Here is a 12,143-nt window from a genome sequence, read left to right as displayed (position 1 = left end):
TCTTTTAGACGACGTGGTGTGGCAATTTTTTGAACACACTGGACCATGCTTCCTCCGGCAAATTGTGGCGCATTATACGCATGTGACTGGACACTTCAAGCGAATAATTCACACATTATATCCGTTAGCAATCGGTTGCAGTGAATATTTATCCGCCTTTAGCGTAAGCCAAGGGTTTGCAGGACTCGCCGATGGACCTGCGCGGTTTTCTGCACCTCGCGCGGTGCAATCCACACGATGCTGCTGCCCGCGACCACACCTAAAATCTCTGGCAGAGCACGATAATCGAGAATTCTTGCCACGGCGCGCCCGTATCCGTGAACCGCATGAATCATGACAAATTCCGCATTATGTTCGACGCTCATCACCATCTCGGCGATTGAACGTGCTGCATCCGGTGCAGGTTGAGATTGCGGATTTAATGCATAAATTTTCTGACCTTTGGCGTTGCGTATTTTTATCACGCCAAGCAATTTCAGCAGCCGGGACACCGTAGACTGACTAATGCTTTCAAATCCGTGGAGCTGCATATCGCGGCGCAGCTCTTCTTGCGATTGATAGCTTTTATGGACAATGAGTCTTTGGCAGAGTGTTAGCTGGTTATGATCCTTCTCCGAGGGGGCGTGGGATACGCTCATTGTATTCACCATTCCTTTATTTATCAGGCGACTAATTTACGCCGCTTATAAATATAAACTGTTCGTTTGATCGGATTTTTCAAGGTTTATCAATAATAAATGTTGCAACTTGTTAAGTTTAAAGAATTTAACGCCCCCGAAGGGGCGTTAAACATATCAAGTGATCTGTATTGATCCTGAAACAACCAGTTTTAACGTCCAGGCCGCCAACAGTAGAATTGCCGCAGCGATAGCCCATTCATAACCTTTCAGCATTTGTTGCCCTTGCTGTTTCTTCTGCCACAGGAAGACCAAAAGCCCTGGGGTGAATAACAACGAACTCAGTAGCATTGAGTCACCAGCGGCATAGCAAAGCCAGAACCCGTAGACGGTGGCGATGATGCCGAGAATCAATCCGCTGGTGCGTGATTCCCCTTTCGCATAGCGTTCTCCCGTCCAGGCCAGTTTCAGTCCATAGGCGGCGCTAAACAGATAAGGTGGCAGAATGGCAGCGGTTGCGATAGAGAACAGCGCCTGATAACCCGCCTGGTAGAACAGTGTGAGGATGAGGAATAACTGGATCAGGCCGTTGGTTATCCACAATGAGAATGAAGGGGAATGTCTGGCGTTCTCTTTGGCGAAGATTTTCGGGAAAATACCGTCTTTGGCGGCAACGCGTGGCAGCTCTGCGGCGAAGAGTGTCCAGGCGAGCAGGGCGCCCGCCACAGAAAGGATAACGCCACCGGCAACAAATTTAGCCCCCCATGGGCCAACCACATTTTCCAGCACACCGGCCATAGAAGGGTTTCTCAGCCCGGCAAGTGACGCCTGGTCCAAAATCCCCATCGACAACACGCTGACCAGCACATAGATAGCCAGTGCGCCCAGCAAACCAATCACTGTGGCTTTACCGATATCACTACGGTTTGCAGCACGAGCAGAAACGACGGTCGCTCCTTCAATGCCGATAAACACCCATGTGGTCACCAGCATGGTATTTTTCACCTGATCGAAAAGCTCAGGCGCGGTGCCGTTGACGACCATCATGCGGCCCCAAAAATCGGCGGTGAACACGCCAATCTTAAAGGCTATCAACACGGCGACGATAAATACCAGCAGGATAACCACTTTGACGACGGTGAGGATCGTGTTGATGTATGCCGCTTCACGCACACCACGCAGAACCAGCGCGTGCACCAGCCACAATACGACGGAGGCACCGATGATTGACGGCAGGTTATTACCATCGCCGAATACCGGGATGAAAAAGCTCATCGCGCTGAACAGTAATACTGCATAGGAAACGTTACCCAACCAGGCCGAGAACCAGTATCCCCAGGCTGACTGGAAGCCGATGAAATCGCCGAATCCGGCACGCGCGTAGCTATAGACGCCCCCTTCAAGTTCAGGGCAGCGGGAGCTCAGGTTTTGATAGATAAATGCGAGACATAACATCCCAACCCCGGTCACTACCCAACCAATGAGTAACGCGCCCGGCGAGGCGACGGAGCCAAAGTTTTGCGGCAGGCTGAATACCCCACCGCCAATCATTGAACCAATGACTAGCGCGACCAGCGCGCTAAGCCCTAATTTTGTTTCTTTTGTTGTGGATGTCGCGGCGACATCACCGTGGGTAGCATCGGCCATTTTCCTTTCCTCTTGCTGTGGGATACAGCATGAATGCGCGGGTGGCGGCGAGACTATTCCCGCCGCCAGTGCGAATTACTCTCCGAGCGTGGCAACCATGACGGCTTTAATCGTATGCATGCGGTTTTCGGCTTCATCGAAGACGATGGAATGTGCTGATTCAAAGACTTCTTCAGTCACTTCCAACCCTTTCAGGCCGTACTCCTGCTCGATTTCTTTACCGACTTTGGTATTTTCGTTATGGAAAGCAGGCAGGCAGTGCATGAATTTCACATTCGGGTTGCCAGTGGCATTAATGACGTTTTGGTTAACCTGATAAGGCGTCATGATGCTGACACGTTCAGCCCAGGCTTCTTTAGGCTCGCCCATAGAAACCCACACATCGGTGTAGAGGAAATCAACGCCGGCAACCCCTTCTTCGACGCTGTCGGTCAACATGATGCGGCCACCTGTTTCTTTGGCGATAGCGCGGCATTGTTCAACCAGGGCAGGTTCTGGCCAGAACGCTTTTGGTGCCACCAGGCGAATATCCATGCCCATCTTCGCAGCACCCACCATGAGGGAATTACCCATGTTGTTGCGTGCATCGCCCAGATAAGCGAAGGCGATATCCTGAAGTTTTTTGTCCGGTGCGTGTTCAAGCATGGTCATCAAATCCGCGAGAATTTGAGTCGGGTGATATTCATTGGTCAGGCCGTTCCACACCGGAACACCGGCGTACTCGCCCAGCTCTTCAACGATATCCTGGCCGTAGCCACGGTATTCGATGCCGTCATACATCCGGCCTAAGACGCGGGCGGTATCTTTCATTGATTCTTTGTGACCAATCTGCGAGCCGCTTGGGCCGAGATAGGTCACCAGTGCGCCCTGATCAAATGCACCAACTTCAAATGCGCAGCGTGTGCGGGTGGAGGTTTTTTCAAAGATCAGCGCGATGTTTTTGCCCACCAGCGTTTTCTTTTCCGTGCCAGCTTTTTTGGCGGCTTTCAGTTCGCGAGACAAATCGATCAGGTACTGGATTTCTACCGGTTTGAAGTCCAGCAGTTTCAGAAAGTTTCGGTTTTTCAGGTTGATAGTCATTTTTATATCCTTTTGAAAAATAATTTTCTGTTCGCCCTCACCCTAACCCTCAGGGAGAGGGTTAGGGTGAGGGCGGTATTCAAAGCTGTTACTCGCGAATCAGTGTGCCTTTCTCGCCTGCCAGAATTGCCGGACCATCCTCAAGAGCGCCAATTCCGGCAATACCGTGGCACTGCGCGACGAATTTGCTGCAGGCGGCGACCTTCGGCCCCATCGAACCGGCATCGAATTTCATGGCGTCTAACTCTTGCGGCGTAATATGTGAAATCGGGCGTTGCGCAGGGGTTCCCCAATCGAAATAGACCGCGTCCGCATCGGTGAGGATCAACAGCGCATCGGCCTCGATCTGGCGTGCCAGCAATGCGGCGGAAAGATCTTTATCAATCACGGCTTCGATACCGTGGTAGCCATCGGCTTTTTCCACGACCGGAACACCTCCGCCACCGTTGCAAATCACCAGGTGATCACGCTCGATAAGGGCGGTGATCGCATCGCTTTCCACAATCTGTTTTGGCTGTGGGGAAGGCACCACGCGGCGGAAATACTGGCCATCGGCTTTAACTGTCCAGCCTTTTTCCGCAACCAGCACGTCGGCTTGTGCCTTGTCATACACCGGGCCGATGTATTTCGTTGGGTTCTGGAATGCGGGGTCATTGGCATCCACTTCAACCTGAGTCAGCAGTACGCTGACTTCCCGGTTTGGCAGCTGGTTTTTCAGCGACTGCTGTAGCATGTAGCCAATCATTCCCTGGCTTTCGGCCCCAAGAATGTCGAGCGGATAAGGCGTCACTTTCTGATAGGCGCTGTTTTGCAGTGCCAGCAGCCCGACCTGCGGCCCATTGCCATGAACCAGCACGACACGCCAGGATGAGGTGAGTTGCGCGATGGTTTTGGCTGCTATATCAATGTTCTTACGCTGTATTTCCGCTTCCAGAGGCTCGCCGCGTTTCAATAGCGCGTTGCCGCCGAGTGCTACAACCAGTGTCGGTTTGTGTTCCATGTCATCTCTCCCTGGATTAAATGCCGTCGCGTTCTAACGGGCAGCTCATGCAGCGTGCGCCACCGCGACCACGACCCAGCTCGTCACCAGGAATCGGCAATACTTTGATGCCCGCTTTGTCGTACTTCTCGTTGGTCCAGATATTGCGTTCATAGCCAATGACCACACCCGGGCGCACGGTTAACACGTTGTTGGCGTCATTCCATTGCTCACGTTCTGCTTCGAACGCATCACCGCCAGTTGTGATTAAACGGACCTGATCGATGCCCAGCGCCTGTTCGATGGCGTGCAGGAGGTTTGGCTCCTGGTGGCGTTTGATGCCGCCACGGCCATCCGGGGTTAATGTCCAGCACTGCGCGTCTTTGCGGACCACTTCCGGGTAGACGGAGAAGGTGTCGATATCGATATGTGTCATCACCGTATCGAGGTGCATACAGGAGCGGTGTTTAGGCAGTTCAACGGCAATAACGCGCGTGGCTTGTTGATGTTTGAATAATGATTCAGCGAGGAATTCCACACCTTGCGGAGTGGTGCGCTCAGACAAACCAATTAATACCGCACCACGGCCAATGACTAATACATCACCGCCTTCTAATGTCGCATGGTCATAATTAATATTGTCGTCACCGTAATATTTAATAAAATTGCCGTCGGTAAATGTTGGATGCCAGCGGTAGATAGCCCGCAGGTTATTCGTTTCACGTTGGCGTGCGGCTTTCGCCATTGGGTTAATAGATACGCCATTATAAATCCAGCAGGAGGTATCGCGGGTGAATAAATGGTTCGGCAGCGGCTTCATAATAAAGTCGGTGACTTCATGGGTATCGACAACCATATTTTTAATATAAGTTGGAATTTCGCCATAAGTCAGACCGCCGCTCAGCCTGCGTGCCAGTTCACGGTGTGGCATATCGGCAAGCCAGCTGCGAATATCGGAGGCAAATGCCGGGCCAAGGCGGTAGTCAGAAATCTGTGTTGCCAGCAGCCAGGCCTTGGCATCGCTAACGTCCAGGGTTTGAGTCAGAAGGTCAGTCAGTAATAAAACTTCAACCCCCTCACTACGTAATGTATTGGCAAATATATCGTGTTCTGCGCCAGCGCGTTCTACGGATAAAACGTCATCAAATAATAATTCCTGGCAATTAGAGGGGGTGAGTCTTTTCAGGCTAAGATTTGGTCGATGCAGCATTACACTGCGAAGTTGTCCAATTTCGGAACCAACATAGTGCTTGTCCATGACTATTCCTTTGCATTAATCCTGAGATGAAAATATCAGTGGTAATCGTTAATGATTACCGCAAGTTAACCTGGCTTTCGAAATGTCTTCGAAGCGTATGTTAATTTCACAAGGGATATTTAATGTGAGCTTAATCACGCGCTCAAGGGACTTTTTAATTCTCTGTTAATTAATTGATAGCTGTCATGGAATTATAAATAAAGCCATTAACCTGTCTGAATAACTACGCGAATTAATGCATATTCTATTTTGTTTGTGTTAATTGAATGTTATTGGATAACCAAACTGATGTTTTTTAACTTATTGAAAAATAGTTATATTTTAAAATTTAAATATAACTATGCATAAAGCCGTATTTTTCATTCACCCCATGGGAAAATAAACAAAATAGTTATGACTAAATTTGCACTAATTTACCAGTTTTTAAACTGTGACTGGTGGTTCATTTTAAATAATTTTGTTTTTTAAACAGATGGTTACGAGGTTGTCTGTTGGGTTGGGTTTAGAGGTTATGCTTTTTTCATGCATAAAAACCTCATGGCAGAAACAAAGCCGTAACATGTTTTGCGCTAAACATGCGCCAGCACAGGTTTTCTTAAAAAACTCATGGCGGCAAAAGATGAATGCTCGTATAAATACCGTAATAAAACATCGTTTCAAAAAGGTATTAATCATGATTATTGGCAACATTCACGCTTTGCAATCCTGGCTTCCTGAAGAACTGCGTCAGGCGATTGAGCACGTTAAACAGCACATCACGCCAGAAACCCCGTTGGGTAAGCATGACATCGACGGTAACCGTCTGTTTATGCTGGTTTCTGAGGATTCCACTCAACCCATTGCAGAGCGCCCGGCAGAGTTCCACCAGCGCTATCTGGATATCCAGATTGTGATGCGCGGCCAGGAAGGTATGACCTTTAGCTGTCTGCCTGCGGGCACGCCAGAAACTGACTGGCTGGCTGACAAGGACATCGCGTTCCTGCCAGAAGGCGAGCAGGAAAAAACCGTCATCTTGAATGAAGGGGATTTTGTGGTGTTCTATCCGGGTGAGGTGCACAAACCTTTGTGCGCGGTGGGGAAACCTGCGACCGTGCGTAAAGTCGTGGTTAAGATGTTGATGGCGTAATCAACGATGGTGGCGGATGGCAAAAGCCGCCCGCCATTAACTCTTAGAGGTCAGCCAGCGTCGCGACCATCACCGCTTTGATGGTGTGCATGCGGTTTTCAGCCTGATCAAACACAACGCTATTTGCCGATTCAAACACCTCGTCCGTCACTTCCATACCGCCATGCAGGCCATATTGTTCTGCCATCTGCTTGCCCAGCGTCGTCTGGTCATCATGGAATGCAGGCAGGCAGTGCAGGAATTTAACCTGCGGATTGCCGGTCAACGCCATCATCGCGCTATTGACCTGGTAAGCCCGCAGCAAGTTAATACGCTCAGCCCATTTCTCTTTGGCCTCGCCCATCGATACCCACACATCGGTATAAATGAAGTCAGCTCCTTTAACGCCTGCGGCAACATCTTCCGTCAGCGTGATTTTCCCGCCATTGTGAGCGGCCATTGCCTGGCATTCTGCCACCAGCTTTTCATCAGGCCAGCAGGCTTGTGGAGCCACAAGGCGCAGATTCAGCCCGGTAAGTGCCGCGGCTTCGAGCATGGAATTGCCCATGTTGTTACGCGCATCACCCGCATAGACCAGCGTCATTTCCTTGAAAGTTTTGCCTGGCATGTGTTCCTGCATTGTCAGCAGGTCGGCCAGTAATTGCGTGGGATGGTACTCATTGGTCAGCCCGTTCCACACCGGCACGCCAGCATGCTGCGCCAGTGTTTCAACGATTTCCTGACCAAACCCGCGATACTGAATACCGTCATACATACGGCCTAATACACGCGCCGTATCTTTAATTGATTCTTTATGCCCAATCTGGCTGCCGCTTGGGCCGAGATAAGTGACGCGAGCGCCCTGGTCAAATGCGGCAACTTCGAAAGAGCACCTCGTGCGAGTCGAGTCTTTTTCGAAGATGAGCGCGATGTTTTTTCCAGTAAGATGCTGAACTTCAGTGCCTTTTTTCTTATCGTTTTTTAGTTTGGCAGACAGAGCAAGTAACTCGTGAAGCTGTGCAGGGGTGAAATCCAGTAATTTAAGAAAATGCTTTTGATAGAAATGACTCATATTTTCCTCGCATGGCACTTGCCATTTATTGAATTAAAATTCAATTTATATGTATGATTATGCATTTGCAACCCCCGGCGGATAAATCTTTATCGGGAAAGGTGGAGGCAAACTCAGCCGTGTGTGAAAATAGAAGTATCTGCCTACAAATTGAGGAAAGGGCCATGGCAAATCCAGAACTGCTGGAAGAGCAACGCGAAGAAACGCGTTTGATTATTGAAGAATTACTGGAAGACGGCAGCGATCCTGATGCGCTGTACACAATCGAGCATCACCTTTCCGCAGACGATTTCGAAACTCTTGAAAAAGCCGCTGTTGAAGCGTTCAAAATGGGTTATGAAGTGACAGACCCGGAAGAGCTGGAAGTGGAAGAGGGTGATACCGTTATCTGCTGCGACGTATTAAGTGAGTCAGCGCTTAAAGCTGAACTACTGGACGAGCAAGTAGAACAACTGTTAAACCTCGCTGAGAAATTCGGTGTGGAATATGACGGTTGGGGCACTTACTTCGAAGACCCGAACGGCGAAGACGGTGAAGAAGAAGGTGACGACGAAGACGACGTCGATGAAGACGACGACGGCGTCCGCCACTAATCTCTTCCGTGCAGCGGCGTAAGCCGCTGCACATCAACGAAAGATAACGACTCATTATGAACTACCCGCAACTCCTCTCCCCGGTACTGAATTTTCTGCATTGTCCAACGCCAGAAGCCTGGATAGCGAATTCCGTTTTCATAGCGGCGTGCAGATTTAAAGCGTTCTGAGCATTCTCACTTCGCAATCAACATGGCCGGTGCAGCCCAGTGGCTCAGTAATATGTTCAAACCCTAAGCGTTCATACAGCGCGATAGCTTCTGTCAGGAATGCCGTCGTTTCGAGGTAGCAGCGCTTGAAACCTTCTTCGCGGGCGAAATCCATCGCCTGCAATGCCAATCTTTTTGCCAGCCCTTTGCCACGCACAACCGGCAGGAAATACATCTTCTGCAATTCACAAATATCCGGCTCGCTACAGGTTAACGGCGCGACGCCTCCGCCACCAACCACCTTGCCATCCACCTCCACAATCCAGAACGCGTGCCCTGCCTGGCTGTAAACCTGAAACAGTTCATCCAGATTAGGGTCTGCAACGGTATAGCCTTTATCGGCAGTTAAACCATATTCAGCGGAGACTTCGCGGATGACACGCGCGATAGCCGCATTGTCATGGGGGGTTATCCGGCGCAGAGCGATGTCAACCGGAGCAGCAAGATTCATAGCGTGACTCATTAATAGTGGGGTAAAGACAGCTCATTTTAATACCACTGTGAAACTTAACAAGCAAGTTTCTAAGCTTTTTTGTTACTCCCGTTTCGGATTATTTAAACATAGAGAGGTGTGGTTAGATAACGCTCGGCAACAGTATAAAAAAATCATTTACCAAGATACAGGGATGCAATCCTGAGGGAGATATATGTCAGATCAGCAAGTCGAAATAAAAGAAAAACAATCCAGAAACCTGGTTTTTAACGGGACGGGTAGTGGTTATTTTAGGGTGTGTATAGTCAATTTGTTACTAATAATAATAACATTCGGCTTATTTAGTGCGTGGGCGCTGGTGCGCTCTAAGCGATACCTCTATAGCCATACAGAATTGTCAGGCTCACGCTTTGGTTATCATGCAACAGGTCGATCTCTATTCGCCAGTTGGCTGTGTATGTTCATTTATATTATCGCGTTAGAAGGGGGCGTTATTGGTAGGCACACTTTGGTAGCCGTGTGTTTGGGTGCTGTATTAATACTGTTTATGCCGTATTTGCTTGTTCAAAGTTTACGTTACCAGCTGCAGTCTACCACCCTAAATAATGTGCGTTTTAATTTTCGGTGTTCAGGCTTTAAAGCATGGTGGGTGATGTTGGGTTGTCCGTTAATCATGATGCTGGGTGTTATTGTGGTTTGTACTCTTATCATGGCAACTTGCCGCTCAGTTTCGGTTTTCGAACTTGATCGGCTCATCATTACCGGTGTTATCGCTTTCGTTGTAGGGGTTCTGGGGATGGCCATTGTGCAGGGTGTTTCGGCGGCACTTTGGTTGAATTTATTATTCAATCATTTAAGTTTTGGTAAGAACAATTTCAGTGCCAACATAAGTATCAAAAAATTCGTCACTATCAGTCTTATTAGTACGTTGATATTGATTCCTGTTCTTTTGATAGTCTTGAAGTTAGAAGTCCCCGCTTATATAGCAATACTTTCCCACGAGGGCGATCCTGAAGCTATTGCCACGATACTTGAGTCATCAGGAACAACGATGCTTGTTGGTTATCTGATTTATATGTTTGGCATATTACTTGTTGCAAGTTTTCTCTACGTCACAATGCGTAATTATTATTATAAAACCGTCTCGTTTAGCGAGAAATTTACCTTCCGCTCAACGCTGACAATTACAGGTTTTTTCAGTCAATTAATCATCAATACACTGATAACAGCTTGCACTTTAGGTTTGGGTTACCCATGGGCACGAGTACGCTATTGCCGATATTTGGCACAAAATACCTGGGTCGATGGGGATCTGGATGAATTAGATTTACAAGACCACAACGAAAAAATCGCCAACGATATTGTGAGCCGTCTTTCTCGAGGCTTGGCTCCCAACATTAGTTTTTAGCCAATCATTACACTCATAAAAAGGCCGGGGGATCCCCCGGCAGCAGATTGCTGACAAAGATCACTATGCGGATTTCGTAGGGTGGATAAGCGGCTGCGCATCCACGCTGTGCCCTTTGATTGTCAGATGTCACTACGCTAATCCGACCTACAAGGGAAGTTTGTCATCAGCTTCAGTTAGAAACTTTGCTGTTTCCAGATTTAACAGTTCATTTCCACTGTGCCAGGAGGAATAAAATAATAACAATGGTAACTGAGTCATGTTTTTAGTTTTATATTTATTCATAATTTCATTATGACAATATCGTTGATACTTATTTATCAGGATGATGATTAATGAATTTAGATATGGTTTTATCAATGAATTTACCGTGCAAGATTTTTTCAACCTTTCACCACTTCAATGATAATAATACAGATGATATGCAGTACGGGGGGCTTAGCAATCACGATTTTAAGATATTGGGTCTGAATGATATCTCCGCAAAGGTTGACCCTTTCCGATTGTTACAGTTTGACACAGCGAGCTATTTAAACAGGAAAATCGTTGGCTTTGGGGTAAATATACCGCCTGGAAGACCAATTAGTCGTACCCAATGTGCAGCTATTCTTTTTATGGAAATGAAGGAGTTATCAACAAAATTTGCTTGGGGGAAATATAAAAACATTATTAGCGAGTTGATCGATAATTTTCAATATGGGAAGGGTGCATCCTGGCACAGTATAAAACTTGATCTCGCTTATCAAGAGATCGTCGAAGGAACGGGAACCGACGATACCCTGCGAAAGATTACTCAGTCTTTGGATAAACATTTCTTTCTGAAGCAAAAGGCGAGTATTAGTATCGATTTTATTGCCGATCTTAGAAGACAAATTGAACAAACGCGATTGCCAAAATTTAACCGGTTCCAGGATAAGTACAATGGCTTGGGAGTGAGTGTGCATGATGTTCATGCACAGGAAATAGAATTAGTGAATTTTTGTCGATATGCGATGTCATGGAATGCTTTGCTTCGTTTTAAAGCACAGGATCACTTTGGACTAGGTAAAGAAGATATTATTAATCCTATTTATAGAAGTATCCGTTTCTTCCGGATTTGGTTTTTCTTACAGCATCATAGGGATTACGCTTATAAACCTTTCTTCACCAATTTCACTACTCACACCAATATTCGTGGTGGAATATGACTAAACATAACGCTAAGCGTAAATTATTCTTTGGCGGCCTGGTTCTACTTATTTGCTGTTATTTTTTATGGACATTGCGTCCTGTTAATATTCTTCGCGCAGGGGGGCGATATTCTTCCGATCCTGCCTTTGGATCTGGCATTACTGCCGGGAGTCAACGAGGTTTTACCGATAGGGAAGATTACGATATTGCCGTTGATCATATGCCGCTAACCGAACGGGGTAGGATCCACTGGTATCTTGAACATAAGGCTGAACTTAAGTCCAGGTACCACATTCCGGAAACAGCCTCATATGGCATTGTATTTTGGGATATCGGCAGCGGGTTTATCGACATTAATAAATCAGGCAATGGGGATTTGGTCTGTTTCAAAAAAGTTGATGAGTCTGCCAATTGTCTGGAGAAAAACCTCCTTCTGGCCGTAGATTTTACAGAGGGCAAACAAGAAGAATTTACTTTTTACGATAGTGACCATACCTGGGCGGTAGATGATAATGGGCGCGTAATGCCACAATAAATTGACGCAATAAAAAAGGCCGGGGAATCCCCGGCCT

Annotated in this window: 13 protein-coding genes and 1 pseudogene; 6 read left to right on the top strand and 8 right to left on the bottom strand. The window is 47.6% G+C overall.

Translation table 11 applies throughout. The features are described 5' to 3' along the window. Window positions 1–158: 158 nt before the first annotated feature. From M975_RS16280 to arcA, 5 genes are all read right to left on the bottom strand, one after another. Window positions 159–638 (bottom strand): arginine repressor, encoded by a 480-nt coding sequence (locus M975_RS16280; protein WP_064560963.1) that lies wholly within the window; start codon window positions 636–638, stop codon window positions 159–161. Window positions 639–794: 156 nt separating this feature from the next. Then, a complete protein-coding gene (arcD, locus tag M975_RS16275) occupies window positions 795–2,264 on the bottom strand; it encodes an arginine-ornithine antiporter (protein ID WP_064560962.1) in 1,470 nt (489 codons plus the stop codon). A gap of 75 nt (window positions 2,265–2,339) precedes the next feature. Then, the gene (argF, locus tag M975_RS16270; protein ID WP_064514005.1) at window positions 2,340–3,344 is read right to left on the bottom strand and encodes an ornithine carbamoyltransferase; all 1,005 of its coding nucleotides are present in this window, start codon (window positions 3,342–3,344) and stop codon (window positions 2,340–2,342) included. Window positions 3,345–3,432: 88 nt separating this feature from the next. After that, window positions 3,433–4,344: a carbamate kinase gene (locus M975_RS16265; RefSeq protein ID WP_064560961.1), complete on the bottom strand. Its 912-nt coding sequence runs from the start codon at window positions 4,342–4,344 to the stop codon at window positions 3,433–3,435. Between the two features lie 16 nt (window positions 4,345–4,360). Next, window positions 4,361–5,581: an arginine deiminase gene (gene arcA, locus M975_RS16260; RefSeq protein WP_064560960.1), complete on the bottom strand. Its 1,221-nt coding sequence runs from the start codon at window positions 5,579–5,581 to the stop codon at window positions 4,361–4,363. 673 nt (window positions 5,582–6,254) lie between these two features. On the opposite strand from arcA, the gene M975_RS16255 reads away from it, so the two are divergent. Continuing rightward, entirely contained in the window at window positions 6,255–6,707 is a 453-nt protein-coding gene (locus M975_RS16255; RefSeq protein ID WP_064560959.1) for a NanQ anomerase/TabA/YiaL family protein, read from the top strand. Window positions 6,708–6,750: 43 nt separating this feature from the next. Here M975_RS16255 and argF (M975_RS16250) read toward each other — a convergent pair whose 3' ends face one another. Continuing rightward, entirely contained in the window at window positions 6,751–7,758 is a 1,008-nt protein-coding gene (argF, locus tag M975_RS16250) for an ornithine carbamoyltransferase (protein ID WP_064560958.1), read from the bottom strand. Then, on the bottom strand, window positions 7,755–7,823 hold the full coding sequence (gene argL, locus M975_RS23610) for a putative translational regulatory protein ArgL (protein WP_425339020.1): 69 nt from the start codon (window positions 7,821–7,823) through the stop codon (window positions 7,755–7,757). Before argL ends, argF (M975_RS16250) begins: the two co-directional genes overlap by 4 nt. Window positions 7,824–7,922: 99 nt before the next feature. Here argL and rraB point away from each other — a divergent pair, with 99 nt between their 5' ends. Together rraB and M975_RS23440 are read left to right on the top strand one after the other, a co-directional pair. Then, on the top strand, window positions 7,923–8,351 hold the full coding sequence (gene rraB / locus M975_RS16245; RefSeq protein ID WP_064560957.1) for a ribonuclease E inhibitor RraB: 429 nt from the start codon (window positions 7,923–7,925) through the stop codon (window positions 8,349–8,351). A gap of 56 nt (window positions 8,352–8,407) precedes the next feature. After that, window positions 8,408–8,485, top strand: a pseudogene (locus tag M975_RS23440) (tRNA isopentenyl-2-thiomethyl-A-37 hydroxylase MiaE); the annotation flags it as partial. Window positions 8,486–8,507: 22 nt separating this feature from the next. Here M975_RS23440 and M975_RS16240 read toward each other — a convergent pair. Then, a complete protein-coding gene (locus M975_RS16240; RefSeq protein ID WP_064560956.1) occupies window positions 8,508–9,011 on the bottom strand; it encodes a GNAT family N-acetyltransferase in 504 nt (167 codons plus the stop codon). Between the two features lie 196 nt (window positions 9,012–9,207). Between M975_RS16240 and M975_RS16235 the strand changes: the two genes are divergently transcribed. The 3 genes from M975_RS16235 (at window position 9,208) to M975_RS16225 (ending at window position 12,106) form a co-directional block, all read left to right on the top strand. Further along, the gene (locus M975_RS16235; protein WP_064560955.1) at window positions 9,208–10,401 is read left to right on the top strand and encodes a YjgN family protein; all 1,194 of its coding nucleotides are present in this window, start codon (window positions 9,208–9,210) and stop codon (window positions 10,399–10,401) included. Window positions 10,402–10,736: 335 nt separating this feature from the next. Next, a complete protein-coding gene (locus M975_RS16230) occupies window positions 10,737–11,588 on the top strand; it encodes a DUF3289 family protein (RefSeq protein WP_064560954.1) in 852 nt (283 codons plus the stop codon). After that, window positions 11,585–12,106, top strand: coding sequence for a DUF943 family protein (locus M975_RS16225; RefSeq protein ID WP_064560953.1), 522 nt, complete (start codon window positions 11,585–11,587; stop codon window positions 12,104–12,106). The genes M975_RS16230 and M975_RS16225 overlap by 4 nt, the downstream gene beginning before the upstream one ends. Window positions 12,107–12,143: the final 37 nt, after the last annotated feature.

Origin of the sequence: Buttiauxella brennerae ATCC 51605 (assembly GCF_001654925.1) — a bacterium.
In the GTDB taxonomy this organism is placed as follows: domain Bacteria; phylum Pseudomonadota; class Gammaproteobacteria; order Enterobacterales; family Enterobacteriaceae; genus Buttiauxella; species Buttiauxella brennerae.
The sequence above is the reverse complement of the archived record's forward strand: the minus strand, read 5'-3'. Positions and strand labels throughout refer to the sequence as shown.